General features: G+C 61.9%; 27 protein-coding genes, 3 tRNA genes and 1 pseudogene. 10 read left to right on the top strand and 21 right to left on the bottom strand.

Annotated features, from left to right (window positions below):
* The 4 genes from BSP75_RS18800 to BSP75_RS18810 all read right to left on the bottom strand — a co-directional run.
* Positions 1-129 (bottom strand): GTP-binding protein (locus tag BSP75_RS18800; protein WP_253186620.1); only part of this gene is annotated, 129 nt, incomplete at its 3' end.
* A gap of 93 nt (positions 130-222) precedes the next feature.
* Positions 223-297: transfer RNA gene (locus BSP75_RS21845), tRNA-OTHER, on the bottom strand.
* Between the two features lie 4 nt (positions 298-301).
* Positions 302-376, bottom strand: a tRNA-Gly gene (locus BSP75_RS18805).
* A 38-nt stretch (positions 377-414) separates the two neighbouring features.
* Positions 415-499, bottom strand: a tRNA-Tyr gene (locus BSP75_RS18810).
* Between the two features lie 263 nt (positions 500-762).
* Between BSP75_RS18810 and BSP75_RS21645 the strand changes: the two are divergent.
* A pseudogene (locus BSP75_RS21645) lies at positions 763-903 on the top strand (type I pantothenate kinase); the annotation flags it as partial.
* On the top strand, positions 854-1,813 hold the full coding sequence (gene coaA / locus BSP75_RS18815; RefSeq protein ID WP_075114205.1) for a type I pantothenate kinase: 960 nt from the start codon (positions 854-856) through the stop codon (positions 1,811-1,813). The pseudogene BSP75_RS21645 and the gene coaA, both read left to right, overlap by 50 nt.
* A gap of 80 nt (positions 1,814-1,893) precedes the next feature.
* On the opposite strand, the gene birA is transcribed toward coaA, so the two are convergent.
* The gene (gene birA, locus BSP75_RS18820; protein WP_075114206.1) at positions 1,894-2,859 is read right to left on the bottom strand and encodes a bifunctional biotin--[acetyl-CoA-carboxylase] ligase/biotin operon repressor BirA; all 966 of its coding nucleotides are present in this window, start codon (positions 2,857-2,859) and stop codon (positions 1,894-1,896) included.
* Positions 2,856-3,893, bottom strand: coding sequence for a UDP-N-acetylmuramate dehydrogenase (murB, locus tag BSP75_RS18825; RefSeq protein WP_075114207.1), 1,038 nt, complete (start codon positions 3,891-3,893; stop codon positions 2,856-2,858). The genes birA and murB overlap by 4 nt, the downstream gene beginning before the upstream one ends.
* 127 nt (positions 3,894-4,020) lie before the next feature.
* Between murB and BSP75_RS18830 the strand changes: the two genes are divergently transcribed.
* Positions 4,021-4,674, top strand: a complete 654-nt coding sequence (locus tag BSP75_RS18830) for a TrkA family potassium uptake protein (RefSeq protein ID WP_042657286.1) — start codon at positions 4,021-4,023, stop codon at positions 4,672-4,674.
* Positions 4,671-6,026, top strand: coding sequence for a TrkH family potassium uptake protein (locus BSP75_RS18835; protein WP_075114208.1), 1,356 nt, complete (start codon positions 4,671-4,673; stop codon positions 6,024-6,026). Before BSP75_RS18830 ends, BSP75_RS18835 begins: the two co-directional genes overlap by 4 nt.
* Before the next feature lie 112 nt (positions 6,027-6,138).
* On the opposite strand, the gene BSP75_RS18840 is transcribed toward BSP75_RS18835, so the two are convergent.
* From BSP75_RS18840 to BSP75_RS18850, 3 genes are all read right to left on the bottom strand, one after another.
* Positions 6,139-8,115, bottom strand: a complete 1,977-nt coding sequence (locus tag BSP75_RS18840) for a DNA topoisomerase III (RefSeq protein ID WP_075114209.1) — start codon at positions 8,113-8,115, stop codon at positions 6,139-6,141.
* 67 nt (positions 8,116-8,182) lie between these two features.
* Entirely contained in the window at positions 8,183-8,680 is a 498-nt protein-coding gene (locus BSP75_RS18845) for a response regulator (RefSeq protein WP_075114210.1), read from the bottom strand.
* A gap of 55 nt (positions 8,681-8,735) precedes the next feature.
* Positions 8,736-10,703: an ATP-binding protein gene (locus tag BSP75_RS18850; protein ID WP_075114211.1), complete on the bottom strand. Its 1,968-nt coding sequence runs from the start codon at positions 10,701-10,703 to the stop codon at positions 8,736-8,738.
* A 277-nt stretch (positions 10,704-10,980) separates the two neighbouring features.
* On the opposite strand from BSP75_RS18850, the gene BSP75_RS18855 reads away from it, so the two are divergent.
* Together BSP75_RS18855 and torA are read left to right on the top strand one after the other, a co-directional pair.
* A complete protein-coding gene (locus BSP75_RS18855; protein WP_042063815.1) occupies positions 10,981-12,111 on the top strand; it encodes a NapC/NirT family cytochrome c in 1,131 nt (376 codons plus the stop codon).
* 23 nt (positions 12,112-12,134) lie between these two features.
* Positions 12,135-14,615, top strand: coding sequence for a trimethylamine-N-oxide reductase TorA (gene torA / locus BSP75_RS18860; RefSeq protein ID WP_075114212.1), 2,481 nt, complete (start codon positions 12,135-12,137; stop codon positions 14,613-14,615).
* Between the two features lie 91 nt (positions 14,616-14,706).
* On the opposite strand, the gene BSP75_RS18865 is transcribed toward torA, so the two are convergent.
* Genes BSP75_RS18865 through BSP75_RS18880 form a run of 4 tightly spaced genes read right to left on the bottom strand, consistent with a single transcriptional unit; the run spans position 14,707 to position 17,572 of the window.
* Positions 14,707-15,168, bottom strand: a complete 462-nt coding sequence (locus BSP75_RS18865) for a hypothetical protein (protein WP_033114845.1) — start codon at positions 15,166-15,168, stop codon at positions 14,707-14,709.
* 41 nt (positions 15,169-15,209) lie between these two features.
* Entirely contained in the window at positions 15,210-16,559 is a 1,350-nt protein-coding gene (locus tag BSP75_RS18870; protein WP_042063812.1) for a sensor histidine kinase, read from the bottom strand.
* On the bottom strand, positions 16,556-17,212 hold the full coding sequence (locus BSP75_RS18875; RefSeq protein WP_005339826.1) for a response regulator transcription factor: 657 nt from the start codon (positions 17,210-17,212) through the stop codon (positions 16,556-16,558). Before BSP75_RS18875 ends, BSP75_RS18870 begins: the two co-directional genes overlap by 4 nt.
* A gap of 21 nt (positions 17,213-17,233) precedes the next feature.
* The gene (locus BSP75_RS18880) at positions 17,234-17,572 is read right to left on the bottom strand and encodes a hypothetical protein (RefSeq protein WP_042063810.1); all 339 of its coding nucleotides are present in this window, start codon (positions 17,570-17,572) and stop codon (positions 17,234-17,236) included.
* Between the two features lie 63 nt (positions 17,573-17,635).
* Between BSP75_RS18880 and BSP75_RS18885 the strand changes: the two genes are divergently transcribed.
* Complete coding sequence (locus BSP75_RS18885) at positions 17,636-17,884, top strand: PepSY domain-containing protein (protein WP_058051998.1); 249 nt, start codon at positions 17,636-17,638, stop codon at positions 17,882-17,884.
* Here the strand turns inward: BSP75_RS18885 and msrQ are convergent.
* Both msrQ and msrP read right to left on the bottom strand, forming a co-directional pair.
* Entirely contained in the window at positions 17,881-18,507 is a 627-nt protein-coding gene (gene msrQ, locus BSP75_RS18890) for a protein-methionine-sulfoxide reductase heme-binding subunit MsrQ (RefSeq protein WP_075114213.1), read from the bottom strand. The two genes, BSP75_RS18885 and msrQ, sit on opposite strands and share 4 nt — an antisense overlap.
* Positions 18,498-19,499: a protein-methionine-sulfoxide reductase catalytic subunit MsrP gene (gene msrP, locus BSP75_RS18895; RefSeq protein ID WP_075114214.1), complete on the bottom strand. Its 1,002-nt coding sequence runs from the start codon at positions 19,497-19,499 to the stop codon at positions 18,498-18,500. The genes msrQ and msrP overlap by 10 nt, the downstream gene beginning before the upstream one ends.
* Before the next feature lie 368 nt (positions 19,500-19,867).
* Here msrP and BSP75_RS18900 point away from each other — a divergent pair, with 368 nt between their 5' ends.
* Positions 19,868-20,350: a DUF1097 domain-containing protein gene (locus BSP75_RS18900; RefSeq protein ID WP_075114215.1), complete on the top strand. Its 483-nt coding sequence runs from the start codon at positions 19,868-19,870 to the stop codon at positions 20,348-20,350.
* A 128-nt stretch (positions 20,351-20,478) separates the two neighbouring features.
* Here the strand turns inward: BSP75_RS18900 and BSP75_RS18905 are convergent, their stop codons facing one another.
* The 4 genes from BSP75_RS18905 to BSP75_RS21660 all read right to left on the bottom strand — a co-directional run bounded on the left by BSP75_RS18905 (position 20,479) and on the right by BSP75_RS21660 (position 23,876).
* Positions 20,479-21,759 carry a sigma 54-interacting transcriptional regulator gene (locus BSP75_RS18905; protein WP_042063806.1) on the bottom strand — a complete coding sequence of 427 codons (1,281 nt, stop codon included), beginning with the start codon at positions 21,757-21,759 and terminating at the stop codon, positions 20,479-20,481.
* Complete coding sequence (locus tag BSP75_RS18910; protein ID WP_075114216.1) at positions 21,756-22,274, bottom strand: hypothetical protein; 519 nt, start codon at positions 22,272-22,274, stop codon at positions 21,756-21,758. Before BSP75_RS18910 ends, BSP75_RS18905 begins: the two co-directional genes overlap by 4 nt.
* Positions 22,275-22,279: 5 nt before the next feature.
* The gene (locus BSP75_RS18915) at positions 22,280-23,680 is read right to left on the bottom strand and encodes a HAMP domain-containing sensor histidine kinase (RefSeq protein ID WP_075114217.1); all 1,401 of its coding nucleotides are present in this window, start codon (positions 23,678-23,680) and stop codon (positions 22,280-22,282) included.
* A gap of 103 nt (positions 23,681-23,783) precedes the next feature.
* A complete protein-coding gene (locus BSP75_RS21660) occupies positions 23,784-23,876 on the bottom strand; it encodes a YnhF family membrane protein (protein ID WP_111807323.1) in 93 nt (30 codons plus the stop codon).
* 124 nt (positions 23,877-24,000) lie between these two features.
* Between BSP75_RS21660 and BSP75_RS18920 the strand changes: the two genes are divergently transcribed.
* Positions 24,001-24,576: a 2-amino-4-hydroxy-6-hydroxymethyldihydropteridine diphosphokinase gene (locus BSP75_RS18920; RefSeq protein ID WP_075114218.1), complete on the top strand. Its 576-nt coding sequence runs from the start codon at positions 24,001-24,003 to the stop codon at positions 24,574-24,576.
* Here BSP75_RS18920 and BSP75_RS18925 read toward each other — a convergent pair.
* A complete protein-coding gene (locus tag BSP75_RS18925; RefSeq protein WP_075114219.1) occupies positions 24,502-25,206 on the bottom strand; it encodes an SDR family NAD(P)-dependent oxidoreductase in 705 nt (234 codons plus the stop codon). The two genes, BSP75_RS18920 and BSP75_RS18925, sit on opposite strands and share 75 nt — an antisense overlap.
* 162 nt (positions 25,207-25,368) lie before the next feature.
* Here BSP75_RS18925 and BSP75_RS18930 point away from each other — a divergent pair, with 162 nt between their 5' ends.
* The gene (locus BSP75_RS18930; RefSeq protein ID WP_075114220.1) at positions 25,369-25,773 is read left to right on the top strand and encodes a CBS domain-containing protein; all 405 of its coding nucleotides are present in this window, start codon (positions 25,369-25,371) and stop codon (positions 25,771-25,773) included.
* Here BSP75_RS18930 and BSP75_RS18935 read toward each other — a convergent pair.
* Positions 25,770-26,306: a DUF2301 domain-containing membrane protein gene (locus BSP75_RS18935; protein WP_075114221.1), complete on the bottom strand. Its 537-nt coding sequence runs from the start codon at positions 26,304-26,306 to the stop codon at positions 25,770-25,772. The genes BSP75_RS18930 and BSP75_RS18935 overlap by 4 nt on opposite strands.
* Positions 26,307-26,383: the final 77 nt, after the last annotated feature.

Here is a 26,383-nt window from a genome sequence, read left to right on the forward strand (position 1 = left end):
TTTACCACCGAAGTGCTTGGCCAGCACGTTGGTGATAGCTGCAGTCAGGGTGGTTTTACCGTGGTCAACGTGGCCGATGGTACCCACGTTAACGTGCGGTTTATTACGCTCAAATTTTTCTTTAGACATGATCGTCCCTCTAAACTAACGCTGAGTACGCGGTGGCAAGCTAACCACAGAACAGTTTATATGATGGATTTGAATCTGGTGGGGAAGAGAGGCTGGTGCTGACAGGCAGATTCGACTGCCGACCTCACCCGAGGGTGTAGCTCTTGGTATCGCCTGAGCCATATCAGCATCTTGGAGCGGGCAGCGGGAATCGAACCCGCATCATCAGCTTGGAAGGCTGAGGTAATAGCCATTATACGATGCCCGCATTTCTCTAACCCAAAGAACTCAAACCGCAGAGAAATATGGTGGAGGGAGAAGGATTCGAACCTTCGAAGGCAGAGCCGTCAGATTTACAGTCTGATCCCTTTGGCCGCTCGGGAACCCCTCCAGATGCCAGATTGTCACAACGGTAATTCTGCTTGCACCCGTTGTTTTTATCGCTTTTGCACGGCAAATAGACGACAGACAGTCAAGCGTCGCGCATTTTATTGTAAGGATTTGGGGGATGCAACCATTGAACCCGGCAAAATATGCTTTATTGCCGGGAAGTTTGCAAAAAAGCGGGGGCAAACAAGCCAATCCTGCTGCGTCCCTTGTCGCTCCCCCCCCCTTGGTGTATGGTCGCCGTGCCCAAGAAACAGTGATGACACCATGACGACAGAGCATAACCCCTATCTGCAATTCACCCGCGATCAATGGGCGTTATTGCGCGATTCGGTCCCCCTGACCCTGACCGAACACGATCTGCAGACCCTGCGCGGGATCAACGAGAAGGTGTCATTGCGGGAAGTGGANCACCCGCGATCAATGGGCGTTATTGCGCGATTCGGTCCCCCTGACCCTGACCGAACACGATCTGCAGACCCTGCGCGGGATCAACGAGAAGGTGTCATTGCGGGAAGTGGAAGAGATCTACCTGCCCCTCTCCCGCCTGCTCAATCTCTATGTCAAAGCCAAGCAGCGTCGCAGCCGGGTACTGGAGCAGTTCCTCGGTCAGTCCCGCGGCAAGGGCACCTATATCATCAGCATTGCCGGCAGCGTGGCGGGGGGCAAAAGCACCACGGCCCGTATTCTGCAGGCACTGCTGGAGCGCTGGCCGGAACACCCTCGGGTGGAGCTGGTCACCACCGACGGCTTCCTCTATCCCAACAAGGTACTGGAAGAGCGTGGCCTGATGCGCCGCAAGGGGTTCCCGGAATCCTACGACATCCGCCATCTGGTGGAGTTTGTCGCCAATATCCGCGCCGGTCACGAGAAGGTCGAAGCGCCGGTCTACTCCCACCTTATCTACGACATCATTCCCGATGAGAAGAAAGTAGTGGAGCAGCCGGACATCCTGATCCTGGAAGGACTCAATGTGCTGCAAAGCGGCATGGACTACCCCCAGGAGCCCCATCGGGTCTTCGTGTCGGACTTCGTCGACTTCTCGATCTATGTGGATGCCGATGCCGAACTGCTGCGCACCTGGTATATCGAACGCTTTCTCAAGTTCAGAAGCGGTGCCTTCTCGGATCCCGACTCCTACTTCCATAACTACGCCAAACTGGCGGAGAGTGAGGCGACCCGGATTGCCAGCAATATCTGGCAAGATATCAACTATCTGAATTTGCAGGAAAATATCCTGCCAACCCGTGAGCGTGCCAACCTGATCATGACCAAGGGCCATGAGCACGCCATCGAGCAGATCAAGCTGCGCAAATGATGACCGCGGTTGCCGGATAACGAAGAGGGGGCCCGCAGGCCCCCTCTTCTATTTGGCATCATCAGCGGCCTTGCTGTCCCTCAGTCGCCCCGGCGCAGGGAGAGCTCGCCCCCCAGATAGAATTTGACCCCTTCACCTGTCTCCAGGCGCAGGGCGCCGCGATCGTCGATGCCACGGGCGATGCCGCGGATCTCCTGATCTCCCATCAACAGACGCACCGGGCGACCGGCAAAGTGATCGAGCCGGTTCCAGTCATCGACGAAGCTTGCCAACCCCTGCTGCTCAAAGGTGTGCAGCGCCTGCTGCAGATGGACGATCATCCGGGCCGCCAGCTGATTGCGATCCACCAGTTCCGGATTGATGTGGCGCAGCTCGGCCCAGGCCTGATCGATCTTCTCCCCTTCGCGGGCAGGCATTGCCAGATTGAGACCGATGCCGATCACCAGATGACAACTGGCGCCAGCGCTACCGCTCATCTCCACCAGAATGCCCGCCAGCTTGCGGCCCTGATAGTAGAGGTCGTTCGGCCACTTGAGCTCGACGCCCTGATAGCCAAGGGACTCCAGCGCTTCGACCACTGCCACGCCCACTGCCAGACTCAGCCCCATGGCTGCCGCCATGCCTTGTTCGAGTCGCCAGTACATGCTGAGGATCAGCTGGCAACCGAACGGCGAAATCCAGGGTTTGCCACGACGACCGCGCCCGGCGGTCTGACACTCGGCCAGACAACTCTCGCCGGAGCGCAGCTCATTGACCCGATCCAGCAGGTGCTGATTGGTCGAGCCAATAACCGGAAAACAGTGCACCGGCGCCATCGGGGCCAGCGCTTGCAAGGTGGCCTGATCATAGAGCGCCATCGGCACCGCCAGCCGATAGCCCTTGCCGGTCAGGCTAAAGAGATCCAACCCCAGCTCCTTGAGCGCCGCCATGTGTTTGCTCACCGCAGCCCGGCTGATGCCCAGCTGCTCACCCAGCTGTTCGCCGGAGTGAAACTGGCCGTCGCTGAGCAGGGTGATCAGGGTCTGTCTGATGGGAGTCAGGGTCATGAGAGCACCTCGTCGAGCCAGGTCTCGCCCTGCGGCCCCATGAAGCGCACCTCGTGCTCCAGTGCCACGCCAAACTTTTGTTCCACGCTATCGCGGACATGGGCCGCCAGGGCGATCAGCTCCATGGCGCTGGCGCCCCCCAGATTGACCAGCACCAGCGCCTGCTCCTGATGGACGGCGGCGCGGCCGATGGCAAAGCCTTTCAGGCCGCACTGATCGATGAGCCAGCCAGCCGCCAGCTTGGCCTGCCCTTCTCCGGCCGGATAGCAGGGCATCTGCGGGTAGCGTGCCTTGAGCGACTCAGCCAGCGCGGCGGGCACCACTGGATTCTTGAAGAAACTGCCCGCATTGCCGAGCACGGCGGGATCCGGCAGTTTGGCCATGCGGGTGGCACAGACGGTATCGAAGATGGCCTGCGCAGAAGGTGTGTCACCGAGTGCCGCCAGCGGGCCATAGCCCAGCACCGGCTGCCACGCCTTGGGCAGTTTGAGCCCGACGGCGGTGATCAGGTGGGAATCCTGATACTCGTGCTTGAAGATGCTGTCGCGATAACCGAAGCGGCACTCTGCCGCCGCGATCCGCTCAATCTCGCCACTCTGCCAGTTGAACGCCTCGACATAGGCACAGAAGTCAGCCAGCTCGACCCCGTAGGCACCGATGTTCTGCACCGGCGCCGCACCGACCGTACCGGGGATCAGCGCCAGATTCTCCAGCCCATACCAGCCCTGCAGCAGGCAGTGGCGTACCAGCTGATGCCAATCCTCACCCGCCGCCACATGCAGCAACCAGTGATCGCCACCATCTTCAGCGGTAATCCCCTTGAGCCGGTTGAGCACCACCAGACCGAGAAAATCGGTGGTGAAGAGCATGTTGCTGCCGCCGCCCAGATTGAGGCGTGGCAGCTGGTTGAGCTGCGGATCGGCACGCAGGGTCGCCAGATCGGCAACCTGCTCCACCTCGGCCAGCCAGAGGCAATAAGCATCGAGGGCAAGGGTGTTGAGCTTCAACAAGGAGGCGTTGGCATTCAGTTTCATCGGTCTATCCCGGCTTGGTGCAAGGGCGCAGTCTACCTCAAGTTACCCCATGACGAAAAACCCGAGCCCTTTTCGGGGCAATAACAGTGGTTTACAGTAGACGGCTTCAACTGTTGAGGAACAACTCATGAATAACCAGTTTGCCGTCATCGGCCTTGGCCTGTTTGGCAGCGCGCTATGTGAAGAGCTGCAACGGCAAGATGCCGAAGTGCTGGCCATCGATATCGACGAGAGCAAGACCCGCCAAATCGCAGCCCTCTGCAATCACGTCATCGTCGCTGACGCCACTGATGAGGCCACGGTCGCCGAACTGGGGCTGGCCAATTTCGATATCGTCTTCGTCGCCATCGGCGACAACCTGGAGACCAGTATCCTCACCACCCTCGTCCTAAAAGAGGCGGGGGTGAAGAAGGTGTGGGTCAAGGCGCGTGACAAGTTCCACGCCAAGATCCTGCAAAAAGTGGGCGCCGACAAGGTGATCAATCCGGAGTGGGACATGGGCCGCCGGGTCGCCCAGAGCATGCTGGACAACCGGCTGTTCGACTATCTGGAACTGGGCCACAACATGGTACTGACCGAGTTTGTCATCGGCCTGCCGCAAAATGGCAAGGCGCTCGGGGACCTTCATCTGCTGCAGCAGAGCGATTTCCAACTGCTCGCCATCAAGCGCGGTGAAGTGCTGCACAACGTGCTGACCGGCAAGATGGAACTGCAACTGGGCGACATCCTGATCCTCGCGGGCAACAAGCACGCCATCGACCACTGGCTCGAAACCCTATGATCAACTGGCGCAGCAGCTACGCCTTTGCGCTGCATCGGGAGCAGGACTCCCGCTGGAGCGAGGCAAGGCTGATCCTCGGCAGCTTCCTGTTCATCCTGCTGGTTGGCACCATCTTTCTGGTGCAACCCTCCAGTCACAATGGCGAGGTCACCTTCGTCAACGCCCTGTTCACCGCCACCTCGGCCATCAGCGTGACGGGTCTTGGCGTGGTGGACACCGGCAGCGCCTTCACCCTGCAGGGGCAGATTTTCCTGCTGATGCTGATGGAGATCGGCGGTCTGGGCCAGATGACCATGACCCTGTTGCTGATCGCCATCTTCAGCAAGCGGGTCGGTCTGCGCCAGCAGGTGCTGGCCAAGGAGGCGCTGGGACAGGAGGGCTCGGTCAACATCATCCAGCTGGTCAAACGTATCGTGCTGTTCGCCTTTATTGCCCAACTGATCGGCACCGGCATCATGGCGATCCGCTGGGTGCCCGAGATGGGGTGGGTGCACGGCCTCTATGTCAGCTTCTTCCACGCGGTATCGGCCTTCAACAACGCCGGCTTCTCGCTGTTTGCCAACAATCTCATGGATTATAGAGACGACCCCATCATCAGCTTGACCATCGCCGGTCTGCTGATCCTCGGGGGGATCGGCTTTACCGTCATCGTCGATCTGGTGCGCAACCGCCGCTGGCGCAAGCTGAAGCTGCACAGCAAGCTGATGCTGCTGATGACCCCGGCGCTGTTGCTGGCCGGTACCCTGATGTTCTGGCTGCTGGAGCACAACAACCCGGGCACCCTCGGCAAGGCAGGTATCGGTGGCCAGCTGCTGGCAGCCTTCTTCCAGTCTGCCAGTGCCCGTACCGCCGGTTTCAATACCATCGATATCGGGCTGATGACCCCGGCGGCACTGCTGTTCCTGATGATGCTGATGTTTATCGGTGCCGGTGCGACCTCAACCGGTGGTGGTATCAAGGTGACCACTTTCGCAGTCGTGCTGCTGGCGACCAAGGCGTTTCTGACCAAACGACCCCATGTCACCGCTTTTGGCCGCACCCTGTCGCCCCAGATCGTGACCCGCTCACTGGCCATCATCATCGTCAGCACCATGGTGCTGATGCTGGCGATGTTCCTGCTGATGGTGACCGAGGATCTGCCGTTCGACAAAATCATGTTCGAGACCATCTCGGCATTTGCCACCGTTGGCCTCTCTACCGGCATCACCGCCTCCCTGAGCGAGCCGGGCAAGCTGATCCTGGTGCTGGTGATGATCTGCGGCCGTCTCGGCCCCCTCACTCTGGCCTTTATGCTGGCCCGCCCAGTCGAGACCCGCATCCGTTATCCGGAAGAGAACGTCTACACCGGCTAAGTGGAGCCAGGCCATTACCGCGATAAAAAAGAGAGAGGGGCCATTGGCCCCTCTCTCTTTTCCGCTGGCGGCCTCTGCACATCAGCTCATCCGCCAGCCGCCACTCACGCGGTCAGGCTGCCTTGCTTCTGGCTGTGCGCTTGCCCGTACTCTTGCGAGGAGCGGCACCAGCGCCGCTGGCCGCCGGACTCTTGCGCTTGGTAAAACGCCGCTTGCTGGCACCCGGCGCCTCCTTGGGCAGGGCACTGAAGCTGGCGCCGGAGTCCTGCCGTGCCCCTTCAATCAGGCCGTTGAGCTGCTCGGTGAGCGGCCCCATAAACTGCTGGTAGCTACCGTGGCGCTCGGCGATCTGGCCGAGGCTCTGCTCCCACAGCGCCGTCATATCCGGCGTGGTGGCGGTGGCGGGCAGCGCCTGCACCAGCGCCCGCCCGGTCGGGGTCGCCTTGATGCTCTTGCCTTGGCGCACCAGAAAGCGGCGTTTGAACAGCAGGTCGATGATGCCGGCCCGGGTCGCCTCGGTGCCGAGGCCATCGGTGTCGCGCAGGGTCTTGCGGATCTCGGGATCCTGCACATAGCGGGCGATGCCGGTCATGGCCGCCAGCAGGGTGGCATCGGTAAATGACTTGGGCGGCTGGGTCATCTTCTCCAGCAGTTCGCCCCGCTCGCACAACAGTAGCTCTCCCTCTTTCAGTGCAGGCAGAGTGCCCGCCTTCTCTTCATCGTCATCCTCCTCCACCCCGAGCAGCGCCTTCCAGCCCGCTTTCAGAATGCGCCGCGCCTTGGCCTGAAACAGACCACCGGCGATGCGCAGCAGCACCTTGCTGTCGTTGTATTCGAACGGAGGATAAAACTGCAGCAGGTACTGGCGGGCAATCAGGCCGTAAAGCTTCGCCTCGTCGGCCCCCAGCGTGGCGGGATTGCCCTGCTTCTCGGTGGGGATGATGGCGTGGTGGGCATCCACCTTGCTGTCGTTCCACGCCTTGCTGCGGATCTTGCCATCCGCCTCGCTAACCGCCTTGGCCAGCGTGGGCGCTGTGGCGGCGATGGCGCCGCGCACCTGCTCGGCCCGCTTGAAGTGGTCGGTCGGCAGATAGCGGCTGTCGGAGCGCGGATAGGTGATGATCTTGTGGCGCTCGTAGAGACTCTGGCAGATGTCGAGCACCCGTTTGGCATCCATGCCGAACCGCTTGGCGGCATCGATCTGCAAGCTAGAGAGGTTATAGGGCAGCGGTGCCGCCTGCTTGCGGGCCTGTTCCTCCACCGATTCAACCTGAGCGGGCTGGCCGTTGATCCGGCTCACCACCTTGTCGGCCAGCGCCCGGTTGAGCACCCGCCCCTCCTCGTCCTGCCACGGCAGGCAGGCTTCCGATGGCAGCCACTTGGCGGTGAAACGTTCGTTGCCGTCGGTCAGCAGATGGGCCAGCACCTCGTAGAAGGGTTTGGGCACGAAGGCCTCGATCTCGAAATCCCGCCGCACCACCAGCCCGAGTAGCGGGGTCTGCACCCGACCGACCGAGAGCAGCTCGCTACAACCGGCCTTGCGCCCGAGCAGGGTATAGGCGCGGGTCATGTTAATGCCGTAGAGCCAGTCGGCCCGACTGCGGGCCAGCGCCGAGACCGCCAGCGGCACGAACTCCTTGTTGTCCCGCAGCTTGTCGAGCGCGCGGCGCACCGCCGGCGGGTTGAGATCGCTGATGAGGCAGCGCTGCACCGGCCTGGTTTTCGGGTAGCCGAGAAAATCGATCACCTCGTCCACCAACAGCTGCCCTTCCCGATCCGGGTCACCGGCGTTGACCACGCAGTCCGCCTGCTTGATCAGCCGCTTGATGACGGTGAGCTGGGTTTTGGTCTTGGGTTTGGCCACCAGCTGCCACTGGGCGGGGATGATGGGGAGGTGCTCCATCCGCCACTGCTTGAAGGCGGCGTCATAGGCATCGGGCTCGGCCTGCTCCAGCAGATGGCCGATACACCAGGTGACCACATCCCCCTGGGCTGTTTCGATAAAACCGTCGCCCTTCTTGTGGGGCTTGGGCAGGGCATCGGCAATGGCGCGGCCCAGCGTGGGCTTCTCGGCGATAAAGAGTCGCATCGGTGGCTACCTGCAATACTGTATATGCAGACAGTATACAACTGCCACCGCGAAAGCCCAACAACCCCTATTCGTCGAACGGGTGATCGTGGATGGCGGCAAACAGCCGCGCCTGATTGAGTAGCGGCGCATAGTGGAAGGCATTCTCGCCATCTTCCGCCAGCAGGTAGTCGGTCAGCTGTTCGCGCACCGCCTCTTGCAGGGTTTCCAGCTTCCACGGCTTGGCAAGGTAGTAGTGCAACCCGCCGCGATTGACCGCCTCGACGGTGGCCTCCAGCCCCGCTTGCCCGGTCAGCAGCAATTTGCGGCTGGCCTGGGTGGTGGCACGCCGGTTCAGCTCCACCAGAAAATCGACCCCCAGGGTTCCCGGCATGATGTGGTCACAGAGGATCAGCGCCAGCTTGTTGCCGTCGCGCTCCCACTCCTCCACCACCGCACGCGCCTCATCGACGCTCTCGGCAGCTTCCAGCTCGAAGTGGGAGCGGAACGGGGCGAGATCGTGGATCACCGCATCCAGCACCTCCCGTTCATCGTCCACACACAGGATCAGATAGTGTTTGTTCATTGCTCCTCCTTGGCGACATGGTTTGGCACGCCGCGCGATTGATGCTGGCGACGGCTCAGGCCGCATGTTCCTTGTTGTGATGAGGCTCGCCCCCGTAACCGGCCTGCCCCATGCCATCCAGCGGCAGACAGACTCGCATCCGGGTGTAGCGACCCGGTTCGGAGGCCACCTCGATCCGGCCGTGGTGCTGCTGAACTATCTGCAGCGAAACGCTCAGGCCAATGCCGAGGCCGAAATGGCCCTCCCGCTTGGTGGTGAAGTTGAGATCGAAGATCCGCTGCCACAACTCGGGCTCGATGCCGCAGCCGCTATCCTCGATCTCCACCATGGCCCACTCGGGATCCAGCAATCCGGTGCGAATGGTGAGTCGCCCCGGGCCGCTCATGGCATCCAGACTGTTGGCGATCAGGTTGGTCCACACCTGCTGCAGGGCGATGGGGTGACAGCGTACCAGCGGCAGCGGTTGGTACTCCTTGCAGATCTCATGGTGCTTGAGGCGGTTTTCGAAAATCATCAGGGTATCTTCCAGCCCCTCGTGCAAGTCCACCAGCGAGGGTTCGAGCCGATCCTGCCGCGCATACTGCTTGAGGCTCTTGACCAGATCGCCGATGCGGCGGGCGCACACCTCGATATTGCGCAGGAAGCTGCCGGTCTGCTGGAACAGCTCCAGCCGGGAGAGCAGCGCCTCCCGCTCGGTGGCGGTGCGGCTGGCAAACCAGCGCTGCCAGTTCAGCTCGTCATCCAGATTCATCTGCACCGCCAGCCGCGCCTGCTGGCGATCGCCAAAGCGCCCCTCCGCCTGCCGGGTCTTGTCACGGATCTCGCTGGTCGAGACCGGCTGGGCGGTCAGCGCCTGACAGAGGGTCTGGTTGCCCAGCCCCTTGATGGGAGCAGGCAGTTCGAGATTGACCAGATCGGGGATGGCAGCTCGCAGGGTCTCGCTGCCACGGATGATGGCCGCCACCGGGTTGTTCAGCTCATGGGCGACACCTGCCACCAGCTGACCCAGCATCGCCATCTTTTCGCTCTCCACCAGCTGGGCGTGGGCGGCATCGAGGGAGTTGAGGGTCTGTTGCAACCGCATCTCGGTACGGATGCTGTTTTGCAGGCGGCGGTTGAAGTGGCGCAGCAGCAGATTGGTAAAGGAGGGGAGCAGTTCGCTGCGCGCCTGCATCACCCGGGAGAATTGCAGCTTGTCGAGCTTGATCACCTCGGCGCCGGTCAGGGTCACGCCGGTGGTGAAGGCGGGTTCGCCGGTCACAAAGGACATGCCCCCCACCAGCGAACCGGTGCGATAGTGCACCACCTCCTGATCGATCCCCTGCTCGTCCCGCTTGCGCAGCACCACCTCCCCCTTGGCGATAAACCAGAGGAAGCTGTTGGGCTCCCCCTCGCGGGTCAGCACATGGCCCGGACTGTAGTGGCGGCAGACCCGCGCCTCGTCATTGCCATCGAAAAACTGGTAGAGGCCGTCGATCACCACCCGCGACAGCTCTTCATCGCTGCAGTGGGTGTAATCCATAAAACCCTGCCGATAGGCCGCCAACTGGCGATCGACGTGGACCCGCAGCAACTTCTGGTTGTCGAGCACGGCGGCATAGCTCAGCAGGTCAGCCTCGGGCTGGAGCAGCACAAAGTGGCTGGCCTGCTCGATCACCGCCCGGCGCAGGCTGCCATCGCGCCAGGGGCGCTGCAGGTAGTAGTCGAGACGACCGAGGTTGACCGCCTCGATGATCGATTTCATCTCCGGCTGGCTGCCCAACAGGATCTTGCGGCACGCCTCGTGGCGGCTGCCGAGGCGGATCAAAAAATCGGCCCCTCGCCCATCCCCCAGATCGCTGTCACACACCACCACTGCGGGCGGCTGCCCCTTGCGGTCCAGCTCGTCGAGGGCCAGCTCCGCCGACTCCTGCCCGACCACCACCACCAGCGCAAAATGGCCGAGCAGCGGGGCCAGCTCCTGTTCGAATTCGGTCAGCAGCTGCACGTTGGCGGCGACACACAGCAGTGAGAAAGGGCTCATCGACGACACTCCGTTGTGGCTCACTGTTCACTATATCAACGAATCTTGTGGGGTTTTGCGAGGGGGCTAACAGCTGTCGTGGAAAGTGAATAAATTGCTCAATCAACGATTGATTGAATTTAATTCCACCAAACAGTCAATATCAAAATAAAAGACAAAGTGTGACGAACATCAAAAAATATAAACCATGATGAAGGTCAACGCCTTATCCCTGTCATTACTACTACTATTGGACTACTACTATGTTGGTAAAAATTGACCGTAGGAAAACGCCGCCATGATTGGAAAACTGATAAGAAAAACCTGGTTCTGGCTCCTGCTGCTCGGGGCCCTGCTGGGTGTCGCGGCACTGGGTGTCACCGTGACCGTGCTGCACAAGACCAGCTCCACCGAATTCTGCGTCTCCTGCCACTCCATGCAGACTCCGCTCGCCGAGTATCAGGGCAGCGTCCACTTCCAGAACACCAAGGGGATCCGCGCCGAGTGTGCCGACTGCCACATTCCGGGTGACCCCACCTCCTACCTGTGGACCAAGGTGCGCGCCGTGAAGGATATCTATCACGAAGCGATCGGCACGCTCGACACGCCTGAGAAATATGAAGCCCACAAGCTGCGGATGGCCCAGTCCGTCTGGGACGAGCTGAAGGCCAACGACTCCGCCACCTGCCGCAGCTGCCACAGCTACGAGGCGATGGACATACTGGCCCAGCGCCCCAATGCCCGTGCCGAACACCCGGTCGCCATCAAGGAGGGTCAGACCTGTATCGACTGCCACCGCGGTGTCGCCCACATCATGCCTGACATGAGCGGCCTGGCTGCCGCCGGTGCCAGCGAGCTGGCGCAGGCTGCCGCCCAGACTCCGGCCAACGTCACCACCCGCTACGCCATCGCCACCACCCCGCTGTTCCTCGATGCCGCCGCCAAGACTGACGAAGGCACCCTGATGCCCTCCACCAAGGTGGAAGTACTGGCCAACGAAAACGGCCGCGCCAAGGTGCAGATCGAAGGCTGGCAACAGGATGGCGTGAGCGAAGTGTTCTACGCCGCACCGGGCAAACGGATCCTCAGCGTACTGGTCGGCGATGCCGCCAAGAAAGCGCTGGTCACCGGCCAGAGCGAAACCGACAGCGCTACCAACCTCACCTGGCATCAGGTCAAGCTGACCGCCTGGGTCGACCAGAGCCAGCTCATCGGCGATCAGGGCAAGCTGTGGCAATACGCCTCCACCCTGATGTCCAACAACTGTACCGGCTGCCACGGCCTCACCGCGCTGGATCACTTCAATGCCAACCAGTGGATCGGCGTCATCAAGGGGATGGAGTCTCGTACCTCCCTGACCCCGGAACAGGCTCGCATGCTGACCCAGTATGTCCAGAAACATGCCAGTGACATGAGCGCGGCCCACTAAGGCTGGAACAGAGGAAAACCGTTATGACTTTTTTCAACGACAAGAAGACCAATCTGTCCCGCCGCAACCTGCTCAAGGGGCTCGGCGCCTGCGCAGCCCTGCCCCTGCTCGGCGGTATTTTTCCCAAGAGCGCGCTGGCGCAAGCCATCAGCACCGCATTGAGCCAGTTCCCGACCCTGGTGCCCGCCCAGAAGGGCATTCTGACCGGCGCCCACTGGGGTGCCTTTGAGGCGGTCGTCGAGGATGGTCGCATGGTACGCGTCCAGCCGGTGGCCGATGATCCGGCGACGAACGATCTCATCGACATGGCGCCGTTCCAGGTGCACGCCAAGAACCGCATCAAGTACCCCATGGTACGCAAGAGCTGGCTGGAGCACGGCCCGGGCGCCAAATCGGAGCTGCGCGGCGCCGACGAGTGGGTACGGGTGAGCTGGGACAAGGCGATCGAACTGGTGGCCGGTGAAATCCAGCGCGTGCAGAGTGACTTCGGTCCGCAGGCGATCCACGCCGGTTCCTACGGCTGGAAGAGTGTCGGCATGTTCCACAACAGCCGCACCCTGCTGCACCGCCTGATGAACCTCTCCGGCGGCTTTACCGGTTATGCCGGTGACTACTCCACCGGTGCGGCCCAGGTGATCATGTCCCACGTGATGGGTTCCATCGAGGTGTACGAGCAGCAGACCGCCTGGCCCAACGTGGTGGAGAACGCCGAACTGGTGGTGCTGTGGGGAGTCAACGCTCAGGTCACCCTGAAGAACAGCTGGAACATGCCGGATCACGAGGGTCAGGCCGGTTTCATGGCGCTGAAAGAGAAAGGCACCCGCGTCATCAGCATCGATCCCATCTACAACGAGACCGCCAAGCTGGTCGGCGCCGAGTGGATTGCCCCGAACGCCTACACCGACGTGGCCATGATGCTGGGTGTGGCACACACCCTCTACAGCGAGAAGAAGCACGATCAGGCCTTCCTCGATCGCTACACCGTCGGCTTCGACAAGTTCCTCGCCTACCTGCTCGGCAAGGATGACGGTCAGCCGAAGAGCGCCGAGTGGGCGAGCAGCGTCTGCGGCGTCGATGCCAAGGTAATTCGCCAGCTGGCCCTCGACATGGCATCCAAGCGCACCATGATCATGGCCGGTTGGGGCATGCAGCGTCAGCAACATGGCGAACAACCGAACTGGATGCTGGTGACCCTGGCCTCCATGCTGGGCCAGATCGGCCTGCCAGGCGGCGGCTACGGCTTCAGCTACCACTACTCCTCCGGTGGCAGCCCCACCGCCAAGGGCGGCATTCTGGCGGGTATCTCCGCCGGCAACGCACCGAAGAACAGCCCGGCCCCGATCCCGGTGGCCCGCATCGCCGACTGTCTCGCCAACCCCGGCAAGACCATCGACTTCAACGGCCGCAAGGTGACCTATCCGGACATCAAGCTGGTCTACGTGGCGGGCGGCAACCCCTTCCACCACCATCAGGACACCAACAACCTGCTGCAGGCGTGGCGCAAGCCGCAGACCGTGATCGTTCACGAGCCCTACTGGACCGCCACCGCCAAGCACGCCGATATCGTGCTACCGGTCACCACCAGCTACGAGCGCAACGATCTGGAGATGGGCGGCGACTACTCCCAGCGCTATGTGTTCCCGATGCACCAGTGCGTGCCGCCCCAGTTTGAAGCCCGCAACGACTTCGATATCTTCAGCGCCATCGCCGCCAAGCTGGGCGTGCAGGAGCTGTACACCGAAGGGAAGGACGAGATGCTGTGGCTCAAGCAGATGTACGACGGCATGGCGGCGCAGGCCCGTGGTGCCCGCGTGGCGCTGCCGCCGTTCAACATGTTCTGGGAGTCCAACAACTACATCCGCTTCCCGATCCCCGAGGCCAACCGCCAGTGGATCCGTCACGCCGATTTTCGCGAGAACCCGCTGCTCAACCCGCTCGGCACCCCGTCCGGCAAGATCGAGATCTTCTCCAACACGGTGGCGGGGATGGGTTACGCCGACTGCGCCGGCCATCCCAAGTGGTATGAGCCCAAGGAATGGGTGAAGAGCGAGGTGGCGGCGCGCTATCCGCTGTCGCTCAACACCGCCCACCCGACCCAGCGGCTGCACTCCCAGCTCGACAACACCCCGCTGCGGGACAAGTTCGCCATCGCCGACCGCGAGGCAATCATGATCCATCCCGCCGACGCCAAGGCCCGTGGCATTGCCCAGGGGGATCTGGTACGTGCCTTCAACGAGCGCGGTCAGATCCTGGTGGGCGCCCTGCTCTCCGAGGATGTGCGTCAGGGGGTGGTGCGGATCTGCGAAGGGGCCTGGTTTGATCCGGCCAAGCCGGGCGAAGCGGGCAGCATCTGCAAGAACGGCAACGTCAACTGCCTCACCTTCGACGAGGGCTCGTCCAGTCTGGCGCAAGGCAACTGCGGCCACATGGCCCAGCTGCAGATCGAGAAGTACACAGGCCCGGTACTGGCCAACACCGCCCACGCGGTACCGGCCAACGGCTAAGGTGGTTGCCACCCAATAAAAACGGCGCCATCAAGGCGCCGTTTCTTTATCTGTATCTGTCTGCCAATGCGCTGACAGGGTCGGGATGGATTTAGAACTCCCCTTCCTCCATATACTCCTGCGCGCACTCAACCAGCTGCGGCCACAGCTCTTCCGGCACCCAGGCGTCCGGGTCATCTTCATCCCCGTCGTACTGGCTCCAGAAGTAGCGGCGCAGGCCGGAGGCGAACTCGTCGCTGATCTCGGCCAGCTCCGAGAGCGGCCCCAACCAGGCGATGCGACGCAGGCCGGAGGCGAGATCGTTGATGGCATCCATCAGGGTGCGATCATCGAAGCTCTGCTCCACCAGCAGGGTGAAGCGCTCACGCGCCTGTTCGGTCTGATCTTCCTCCAGCTCGCCCACATCGGCCAGCAGGTCGACAAAATCTTCCAGAAGGAACGCGATCAGGCCATCCCTGTCTTCAAACCACTGGATCTGGGCGCCCTTGACCCCCAGCACAGAGGCATCAAACGAATCGTCAAGGTGACACAGTGCCCACGGATCGTCGGTCATGCTTCTCTTCCTCAGGCTAAAACAAATGCCATATGTTATGCCTAGCTCTCGACTCTTGCCACCTTGGGCAACGAGAGGGAGGCGGCCAGACCGCCCAGTTCGGCGCGGCCCATGATGAAACTGCCCCGATAGGCTTCCGCCAGATCGGAGACGATGTTGAGACCCAGGCCCGAGCCCGGTACCTTCTCGTCGAGCCGCACCCCGCGCAGCACCGCTTTGGCGATCTGATCCTCGCTCATGCCGGGGCCGTCATCCTCGATACGCAGGGTGATCCAGCCCCCCAGCTCGGCGCTGGAGATACGCAGCTCGCTGGCAGACCACTTGAAGGCGTTCTCCAGCAGGTTGCCCACCATTTCGTCGAAGTCCTGCTCCTCCACCCCGACCGCCAGATTGGCGGGCACCTGCAGATCCACCGTCTTGCCCGGATAGAGGCGGGAGAAGGCGCGGCAGATGTACTCCACCCGCGCCCGCACCGGAGTCGAGACCCCGAGGATCTTGGCGGCGCCGGTCACCCGCGCCTTGCCGAGGTGGTAATCGATATGGCGCTGGATCTGGTCGAGCTGCTCGCCGATGGCGGCTTGATCCTCCGGCGGCAACTGGGCCACCTGATTGCGCATGATACTGAGCGGCGTCTTGAGGGCGTGGGCCAGATTGCCGGTGTGGGAGCGCGCCCGCTGCAGCAGCTCGCCGTAGTGATGCAGCAGCCGGTTGATATCCTCCACCAGCGGCTGGATCTCCAGCGGATAGCGCAGCCGGAACCCCTCCTGATGGCCCTCATGAACCCTTCCCAGTTCACGGCGCAGCAAGTGCAGCGGCCGCAAACCATAGACGATCTGGAACATGAAGCCGAGCACCAGACCGGCGGCGGCAAAGCCGAGGCCGAGGAACAGGCTGATGCGGGTCTTGTTGAGGGTCTGGGTCAGGGCGCTGCTGTCCTTGGCCATCACCAGAGTGAACACCCGATCGGAGCCGGGCAGCAGCACGGTGCGGGTCATGATCAGCAAGGGTTCACGATTTGGCCCCTTGCCGACGAACAGGTCGGGATCGCCAAACGCCGACTTGAGCCCGTCGCTCTTCAGGGTGGTATCCCACAGGGAGCGGGAGCGCCCCACCACATCGTGGCCCAGCTCCAGTTGCCAGTAGTAGCCAGAGTAAGGCTGGCTGAAACGGGGATCCGACATCGGCTCGACCACCACCGGCAGGCCGGTTTTGGCCACCTCCAACCGGGAGAGCAGATCATAGAGCTGCAGACGCAGACCGTCGGCCTCCGCCTCCTGCCAGTAGTTGCGCATCATGGTCTGCAGGCTGAAGCCGGTGGCGAACAGAAACAGCCCGCACCACACCAGCGCGATGGCGAGCAGTCGCCCTCGCAGGGTTCTGACCAGCCTCATTCGTTGATCCGGTACCCGAGGCCGCGCACTGTTTCAATCAGGTCAGGGTTGGTTTTCTTGCGGATCCGGCCGATGAACACCTCGACGGTGTTGGAATCGCGGTCGAAATCCTGAGCGTAGATGTGGTCGATCAGCTCGCTGCGCGACACCACCTTGCCCCGGTGCTGCATCAGATAACCGAGCACCCGGAACTCATGGGCGGTCAGCTTGATAGGGGTCCCTTCATACCACACCTGAGACGCGGCCATGTCGAGGCGCACCCCGCCAATCTCCAGAATGGAGCTGGCGTTGCCAGCCGCCCGGCGCACCAGCGCATGGACCCGCGCCACCAGCTCGGCCACCTGGAACGGCTTGGTCAGGTAGTCATCGGCACCGGCGTTGAGCCCTTCGATCTTCTCGTGCAGCTGACCACGGGCGGTCAGTACCAGCACCGGGGTATCGATCCCCTTGCTGCGCCACTCTTTCAGCACGCTCAGGCCATCGCGCCCCGGCAGACCTAGGTCGAGAATGATGGCGTCGTAGGGTTCGGTCTCACCGAGAAAACCGGCCTCGTTGCCGTCGTGGCAGAGATCGGTGACAAAGCCGGAGAGACGCAGCTGTTCGGCCAGCTGGCCAGCCAGAATTTTTTCGTCTTCAACAATCAGAATTCGCATGAACAGGCTTCCACACAGGGGTTATTCATCATCCTCGACCGGGGGCTTGGGCGGTTCGAACAGCCGCTCCAGATGGTGGCCCTTGGCCCACACCAGCTCAAGGTTGTCGGCCCGATAGGCCACCTTGATCACGCTGTTCTCCCGATCGATGACTCGCAGTTCATAGAGCCAGATACCATCCTCTTCCCCCAGATCCACCCGCAACACCCGCACCGGCAATCTGGCCGCCACCTCCATCATTTCATGGAAGGGCCGAACCCGTCCCTCATGGACAGCTTGCTGCAATTGGGCTTCATCAGGCGTGACCGCCTGTGCCAGCACCGGCAGCAATAACCCGAGCAGAGGGAGCGCTCTATTCATGGATGATTCATCTCCAAAAACCTAACATAATGGCGTTTATAGTCTGCCAGCCATGAATCCGGAATGAATATGATCCCGCGCAGTGTCCTGCTGATCCTTTGTCTGTTGAGTGCCACAAGCTGGGCGGCCCAGAGCCGTCTCGACATGGCCGGGCTGGTCAAACTCCTGCTGGCGCAAGGGTATCACGACATTCGGGAAGTGGAGCTGGAAGGGGACAAATTCGAGGTCAAAACCCTCAATCGCCAGGATCAGAAGGTGCATCTCATCGTCGATGCCTACACTGGCGAGATCAAACAACAAGAGGCCGATTAGGCCTCTTTTGCATTCCAGCGTCCCCGCCAGGGGCGCAGTAGCTTATCTTTCCTCGGCCAGAGCAGGGCGCAGGCCAGCAGCAGGTAGATGAGGGGCTCCCCCCAACCGCTCTTGAGCGACCACCAGTAGTGCACCGGTACCAGCAGGGCGATGGCATAGACCCAGTTGTGCAGCTTCTGCCATGCGGCGCCCATGCTGCGTTGCAATGCGGGCAGCGAGGTGATGCTGAGGGCGGCCAGCAGCAACAGGGCCACCATCCCCACCACGATATAGCTGCGCTTGACCAGCTCGCCACCAATCAGCCCCCAGTCAAACTGCAGATCCAGCCCCAGCCACGCCATGAAGTGGAGCAGCGCCCAGGCAAAACACCAGAGCCCGAGGGGGCGGCGCAGCTTGATGAGCTGCCCCTGCCGCCAGCGCTTGGCCAGCGGCGACACCAGCAGGGTGAGCAGCAGCAGGTTGAGCGCCCCCTTGCCGAGGTAGTGGATCAGCTCGGGCACCGGATCGCCCCCCAACAAGCCTGCCGGAATGGCAAACACCAGCCAGAGCAGGAAGCCGAGAGCGCCCAGATGCACCAGCGCCCGCAGGCCGCTGATATGGGCCGGTTTCAATCTCAGTACCATTGGCGCAGATCCATCCCCTGATAGAGCGAGGCGACTTCGTCACCATAGCCGTTGAACATCAGGGTCGGCTGACGCTTGGCGCCAAACACGCCGCCCTCGCCGATAAAGCGCTCGCTGGCCTGACTCCAGCGCGGGTGATCCACCTGCGGATTGACGTTGGCGTAGAAGCCATATTCGTTGGGTGCCAGCAGGTTCCAGGTGGTCGGTGGCATCTCCTCCACCAGCCGGATCGAGACGATGCTCTTGATGCTCTTGAAGCCGTACTTCCACGGCACCACCAGCCGGATCGGCGCGCCATTCTGAGCGGGCAGGGTCTTGCCATAGAGCCCCATCGCCAGGAAGGAGAGCGGGTGCATCGCCTCGTCGATACGCAGCCCCTCGACGTAGGGATACTCGATGCCGCCCCCCAGACTGGAGGCCTGGCCCGGCAGCTGTTTCGGGTCAAACAGGGTCTCGAAGGCAACAAACTTGGCGCGACTGGTGGGCTCGGCACGGCGGATGATCTCTGCCAGCGAGATACCGTTCCAGGGCAGTACCATGGACCAGGCTTCGACGCAGCGCAGCCGGTAGATCCGCTCCTCCAGCTCGCTCTTGTTGATGAGATCCCACACATCGAGGGTAAAGGGCTTGGCCACCTCCCCCTCCACCTTGAGGGTCCAGGGTTCGGGTTTGAGGTAATGGGCGTTGCGAGCCGGATCGGACTTGTCGGTACCCAGCTCATAGAAGTTGTTGTAACTGGTGGCCTTCTCTTCCGGTGTCAGCACCAGATTGGCCGGGCGCTCGGCAGGCTTGCTGTTGAGCGGCCTGGTGGCTAATTGGGGAGCATCCTCTTTACCGCGCAGCAGATCGAGCACACCGGCCTGAGTGGGAAACGCCAGGGTGGCGGCGCCCAGACCCAGCCCCTTGAGAATAAGGCGGCGATCCTGATAGACGGCTTCCGGAGTGACATCCTGTTCGGTGAGGGGGTGGGCGACACGACGCTTGATCAACATGAAAAACTCCCGGGGCTACATAAGGCGATATGGATAAGACCCGCCCCGGCAGATTTTTATTTCACACAAATTTACATCATGTGGTGCAGGGGCAGTGCCTTGGCCATGGTGCCGACCAGAAACAGGACTACGAACACCAGCAGGGGAACGATCACATTTGGCGCCATCAGACTCACTCCATGAGCAGGACAGGGCCTCTAACTATGGCCGACTGTCAGGTCGGTCACCAATGAATTTTTTTCGCGAGCGCAAGCGTATTCCTGAGTTGAAAAGGGTGATGAAGATCACACACAATTCGGCCCCCGCTTGCCGCCCCGATTGCCGGGGGTAGGCTGCCCATTTTGCGAAGCCAACTGAAGAGTCGCCCCATGAGCCCACTGATCGCCATCGCCGTCACCACTGGAATTCTCTCCGCCATCTGGGGCTGGATTGCCGTCGCGTTCGGCCTTATCTCCTGGGTCGGCTTTCTCGGCTGCACCAGCTATTTCGCGTCAAGCGGTGGCTACAAGGCGCTGCTGCAAACCATCTTTTGCAACACCAGCGGCATGCTGTGGGCGCTGCTGCTGATCCATGGTGGTGACCTGTGGGGTGCTGGCGTGGCGGGCTATGTGATGACGGGGGTGGTGGCCACCCTGATGTGCGTGCAGGCCAAGCAGCAGTGGCTCGGCTACATTCCCGGCACCTTTGCCGGTTGCTGTGCCACCTTCGGGGCGGCTGGCGAGTGGCGGCTGATCCTGCCCTCCCTCATCATTGGTGCCTTGTTCGGCTACCTGATGAAGGCGAGCGGCCTCTGGCTCTCCCATAAAACCCAGAAAGCCGATGCCGCTCCGGCTGTGATTGATCCCGCCTGATTTCATTCACTCGCCAGATCATCGGCGCACCCTTGAATTCAGCTACCCGATGAAGGCGAGCGGCCTCTGGCTCTCCCATAAAACCCAAAAAGCCGATGCCGCTCCGGCGGTAATTGATCCCGCCTGATTTATCCCTTCGATTTGAAGTTTGCTGCTTCGATACCGTGCCGATTCAATAACTTGTAAAAATCGGTACGGTTTCTGCCCGCCATGTTGGCCGCCAGGGTCACGTTGCCCTCGGTGGTGCGCAGCAAGCGGATCAGATACTCCTTCTCGAATTCGGCCCGCGCCTCATTGAACGAGGGGATGCCACCACCGCCGCCACTCAGGGCGGACTCCACCATGGAGACCCCGATCACCGGGCTGCAACAGAGGCTGGCGAGCTGCTCCACCACGTTGCAGAGTTGGCGCACGTTACCGGGCCAGGCAGCGGCCGCCAGCATCGCCAGCGATTCGGGCGAAAAACCCATGGCGGCGCAGTCGCTGTGGCGGCTGCGGTAATCATCGAGCGCCTGACGAGCCAGCAGGGGGATATCCTCACTGCGGGCACTGAGGGATGGCAGGGTGATATTGGCGACGTTGAGGCGGTAGAAGAGATCTTCCCGAAAGCGCCCCTCCTCCATCGCCTTGACCAGATCCTGATGGCTGGAGCTGAGCACCCGCACCTCCGGCGTGCCCTGACCATACTCCTCCATCACCTGCAGCAGCTTGGCCTGCAAGGATTCGGAGAGGCTGCCAATCTCGTCGAGAAACAGGGTCGCCCCCTTGGCCTGCTCGAACAGCCCGGATTGGCCATCTTCGCCAAACAGCTGCAAGTCGAGTGACGCCCACGGAATGGCGGCGCAGTTGATGGTGTAGATCGGCTTGTCACGGCGCTGGCTGGCCTGATGCAGCGCCTGCGCCATCGCCCCCTTGCCGGAACCGGACGGCCCCATGATCAGCACCGGCACCTCCATGGTGGCGATGCTGTGGGCCTGGATCAGCAGCTGTTCCAGCTGGGGGTTGCGGGTCAGGATCAGCGACTGCCACTCCTGCTGCTGTTTCGGCCGCGTCAGGCTCAACGCATGTTCGATGGTGGCGAACAGCTCATCCTTGTTGATGGGTTTGGTCAGAAAGCTGAACACGCCGGAGCGGGTCGCCTGAATGGCGTCCGGGATGGTGCCGTGGGCGGTCATGATAATCACCGGCAAACCCAGCCACTGGGCCTGGATCCGCTCGAACAGCGCCAGACCGTCCATGCCGGCCATCCGCAGATCGCTCAGCACCAGATCGGCCCGCTGCTGGCGCAACCGGTCGAGGGCCCCTTCCGCACTGTCGGCGGTATCCACTTCATAACCCTGACTGCGCAGCCGCATGCTCATCAGTTTGAGCAGGCTGACGTCGTCATCCACCAACAGGATCCGGCTCATGGTATGACCTCACGATTCTCGTTCAGCTTGCGCTGGTTGAGCTGGTCGTCGATGGCGGTCAGCTGCTCGATCTGGCGACGCAACCGCTGGATCTCCTGACTCTGGTCATCGCGACGGCTGTCACGAGCCAGCAGCTGCTCGCCAAGGGCGATCCAGCTGCGTAAAAAGGCCTGCGCATCGAGCCCCAATTCGGGCAGCATCTTCTTCAGGCGCGCCAGCCCGGCGGTACGATTGGCCACCGATTCGGCGGGGTGGGAATCGACCATCGCCAGACTGACCCGGCTCTCCAGATCGTCGGCACCTTTCAGACGCTGACGCTCCTGCACCCGTTGCTGGGGGTGACTGGCCAGCAGCCAGTCGGAGTATTGCAGACGCACCTGCATCTCCTTGTTGGCAAACTCCATCCGCTTGGCAAAAGCGATATCGGAGGAGTCCCGCTGTGGCTGTTGCGGCAGCAAGGAGCAACCCGCGAGCAGCCCGGCCATCAGCGCTGGAAATACGCGTTGTATCTTCATAGTCCTCATTTCAACGTCAACCTGAAGCAGACATCCGCCTGTTCATCCTGTACCAGAACCAGTTCCCCCCCCAGGCTGGTGGCAGACTCGCGGGCGATGGAGAGGCCCATGCCAGAGCCTTTCAAGAGACCTTGCCGCACTGTGCTGCCCTGCTCGAAGGGTTCAAAAATTCGTTGCTGATCGGCCACGGGGATCTCGGGTCCCTCGTTGGCCACCTCCAGCCAGCTTGTCTGTTCGTCCTGCCCTGCCCTGATCCAGATATTGCCCCCGCTGGCGCCGTAACTGACGGCGTTGGAGAAGAGGTTATCGAGGATCAGTCGTAGCCGGTAGGGCTCCGCCCACAGGGTAACCGGCACGGTCGGCAAGTGTACACGGATCTGCTTGGACTCCAATGCCAGCCGGTACTCTGCAGAAAGTTCCGACAACATCGGCAGCAGGGGAACGGGTTCCAGTTCGAAGGCCTCCTGCTGACTGAGCCGGTTGAAGTCGAGCAGCCGCTCGATCAGGGTCTGCAGGCGGCGACTGTTCTCGTCGAGCATCTGGCAGATCTCCAGCTGATCCGCGGTCAACGGCCCCACCAGCTGTTCGCAGAGCAGATCCGTCCCTTCCCGCAGCACCGCCAGCGGGGTCTTGAGCTCGTGGGAGACATGGCGCAGGAACTGGTACTTCTGCAGCTCCAACTCCTTGAGTTTGTCGTGCAGCCAGACGATCCGCTCCCCCAGCAACACCAGCTCGGCGGGGCCATCAACCGGGCTGGGATCGGGTTCGACCCCGGCCCCCAGACTCAAGATGCGCGACTCAATCTGTCGTACCGGGTGGATGATGAGGTAGGTGAAGATAAAGACCAGCAGCAGGCTGATGGCCGCCACGACACCGCTCACCCACCAGAGTTCGCGGGTCAGCTCCGCGATGGTCAGTTGTACCCGATCGATGTGCTCATCAACCCGGCTGCGGGTGACCACTTCGAGCTGCTTGTTGGCATCGTTGAACTGCTCGAGCTTGTCGCCCGCTACCGCCGTCCGGGCCAGCGCGGCATCCTGCAAACTGTCGAGCCAGGCTAGCCCCTGATCGAGCCCGCGGTAGAGCTGGCCATCGGAGATGGAGCTGCGATGCTCCGCCAGCAACACCCGATACCCGTCGAGTTGCTGCTGGTAGCTGGTGAGGCTGCGCCTGTCCCCCAGCACCGCGAAGCGGCGCAAGGTGCGTTCGATATCGATGGCTTGCGCCGTCAGCAGGGTGGCACGGCGGGTATCCTTGACCGCCCGCACCATCTCATCGTTGGTGAGCTGGCTGAGGTGGGCAAGGGCGGTGCTGTTGTGCCAGATCATCCCGCCCAGCGGCATCAACACCAGCGCGAACCCCATCAATACCACCTGCAGCAGGGAGCGTGGGCGAACCTTGGTCATTATCTCTTCTCTTGCATTCTCACCGGTGCGCCAGCATAGCCGCACCATCCCAAAAAACAAAACCGGCCAACAGGCCGGTTTGGATTATCTGGATTGTGGTGATTCACGCCAGCGCGACAGAAGCCAGACAGATAATCAGGATCATCGCCAGCGCGCCCGAGGCGGTCAACAGCGCCCATTTCAGCTCCACACTCATGCAAACCTCCTTTCTGCCAATCAGTGCCGGATCACAATAGATAAAACAATGTTAAGCCATAGTTAATCCGATAACCGTGAGCTGCGTATACATTTCAGATGAGCCCAACCCCGGGAAGGTGAGCATGTTCTATCTGTGTAGCATTGGTTCCAATCTTGATCCGCATATCCATGTCAGCCGTGCGCTGGCCGAGCTGCTTGCGCACGTCGGCCCCCTGCAGCTGAGTTCGGTGATCCGCACCAAGCCGGTGGGAATGCACTCCAGCCACGACTTTCTCAACTGCCTGCTGGTGGTGGAGAGTCCACTCGATGCCGTCCGCCTCAAGCAGCGCTTTGTCGCCCTCGAAGTGGCTCACGGCCGGGATCGCAGCGATCCGCTCTGCAAGGTGCACGATCGCCCGCTCGACATCGATATTCTGGCCAGCAACACGCACGGTGACTTCGCCACGGCTGAGGTCGATACCTATCTGACGGAGCTGCTGGCCGAGTTGTTCGGCCATGGCGAGGTGCATGACCCCAAGGTGGCGCTGCAAGTGGCGCTTCCCGGCCCGTCGGACAAGCTCAAGCCCGGCAAGGGCTTGCTGACCCGGCAGGTCGGGCTGGGGCCGCTGGTGCTCGGCAACCCCTCAGAGGGTGGCCAGCGCGCGCCCGCCATCCACCTTGATGCTGGCACCCGTCATATAACTGTTCCCCACCAGTAGCTGCACCGCCTGCCAGATGGGCTCAAGCCCCCCCTCCCGCGCCAGCGGTGTTTTCGCCAACACCTGCTGGCGCCAGCTCTCGTCATGTTCATCGAGAAACAGGATCGGGCCCGGCTCTATGGTGTTGACCCGCACCGTGGGCGCCAGCTCGCGGGCAAAGCTCATGGCCAGCGAATGGGCGCCCGCCTTGGTCGCCACATAGCTGGCAAAACGGGGGGCCGGTGCGTGGATATAGATATCGGTGATGTGAATGATGCTGGCGTTGGGATTGCTTGCCAGCTGGGGCGCCAGCGCCCGATTGAGCTGGAAGGGGGCCGCCATGTGCACCCGGTAGAACTGTTCGAACTGGGCCAGCTGCGCCGCCGGATCGGTCGCCTGCGGCTCGAACGCCGAGGCGTTGTGGATCACCAGCGCCAGATCCTGATGGGCAGCCAGCACATCGATCAGCTTGCCCACGTCCTCTTCCCGGCCAAAATCCGCCTGCACCAGCTCGACCCCCAGCGCCGCCAGCGTGGCCAGCTCCGGCCGCTCGCTGCGATAGCTGCCCGTCACCTGCCAGCCCGCCGCCACCAGCTGTTCACAGAGATAAAACCCCAGTCGACGGCCGCAGCCCGTTACCAATGCACGCATACGATCTCCTTTCCCTTTCATGGTCTTGCATGAACGAAGCCCGCCTGCCAGCGGATCACCGCCGATGGCTTGTGCCTATCAATCCCTGCGGCACAAGCCATTGGTCGCGGGCCACCCGGCCGCGTCATAGTGGCGGCATCCCCCTCTTGCGGAGTCATCACCATGCTGAAAGTGCACCACCACATGGGTCGCCTGACCCACTCCCTCACCGCCGGACTCGGCCTGGCCGAAGCGCTGGATCGCCTGCATCAATCGGGCCTTGGCGGCCTGCCGGTGTTGGATGAGCAGAAACGGCTGATCGGCTTTCTCTCGGAACAGGATTGCATCCCCAGCCTGCTCACCGGCAGCTACCACTGCGACACCCGCACCCGGGTGGAGGATCTAATGAACCGCACGCCCCTCTCGGTCGGGCCGAATGACAGCATTCTGGAGCTGGCTCGCCAGATGGCCGAGGCCAAGCCCAAGATCTACCCGGTGCTGCAACAGGGCAAGGTGATCGGCATCATCAGCCGCCGTCAGGTGATGCAGGCCCTCAACCAGCAGATGAAGGTGTGTCAGCAGACCTAGATCTGATAACGCCCCTTGTCACCGATATCGAAGTGCAGGGGCATTCGCCACTTGGCCAGCGCCAGCAAGCTCAACAGGGCCCCGCAGACCAGCGCCACCAGTGCGGCGGCCCACTCCACCCGCAACCACTCCAGCAGCCATAGCGCCGGCAGCAGCACGGGCACCAGCTTGATGCCGGGAATGGCGAAGCAAAACTGCTCCTTGAACGCCAGCCCGGAGAGCGTCGCCAACGCCGCGCCCAACACCAGCGCATCCGGCGCCCCCACCGCAGCCAGGGCCAGCGCGCCCCAACCAAATCCCTGCAGAATCAGGCGAATCCGCTTGTCGTAGATATGCAGCGAGAAGCCGCAGATTGCACTTGCCACTGCCAGCGACATCAACCATTGTGCCGACGGGAGCAGTGCCATCCCGCTCAGCAGCGCCGCACCGCGGCAAAGCAGCAGTAGGGCTGCCGCACTCAAGCCAAGGCGATAGAGCGAGACGGTCCACTTGTCGATCCCGTCCAGCGGGCTCTCGATTTCAGGGTTTGCCATAAACAGTCGCTTCTAACGGATCAGGTGTTACCCAATATACTGGAATCAGGTTCTGGAATATCTTCAAACGGGCTCAG

This window comes from Aeromonas sp. YN13HZO-058 (assembly GCF_001921245.1).
Classification (GTDB): Bacteria; Pseudomonadota; Gammaproteobacteria; order Enterobacterales; family Aeromonadaceae; genus Aeromonas; species Aeromonas allosaccharophila.